General features: G+C 70.7%; 1 protein-coding gene. It reads left to right on the forward strand.

Annotated elements, in window-relative coordinates:
• On the forward strand, positions 1–180 hold a 180-nt coding region (locus DBV10_RS22655; protein ID WP_199740243.1), incomplete at its 5' end, for a biopolymer transporter ExbD.
• Between the last annotated feature and the right edge of the window lie 117 nt (positions 181–297).

Below are 297 nucleotides of genomic sequence, written 5' to 3' on the forward strand. Positions count from 1 at the left end.
AACCAGCGCGAGATCGGCGAAGCCGCCAGCCGCTGGCAGAAGGGCCAGGGCGCCGAGAGTGCCGTGGTCATCAGCGCCGACAAGGGCGTGCAGTACGAAACCGTGGTGAAGGCCATGGACGCACTGCAAAAGGCAGGCGTGCAGCGCGTGGGCCTGTCCGTCAAACAAGGCGGCGGTTGAACCGAACCCGCCCGGCCCTGCTCAGACGCCCATGCACGCCCACACCGACCGCGACCAGTTTGCCCCCCCCCGCCCCCCGGCGCGCCTGCGCGCCATCACGCTGGCGGTGCTGGTGCA

Source organism: Acidovorax sp. FJL06 (assembly GCF_003852545.1).
Taxonomy (GTDB): domain Bacteria; phylum Pseudomonadota; class Gammaproteobacteria; order Burkholderiales; family Burkholderiaceae_C; genus Acidovorax.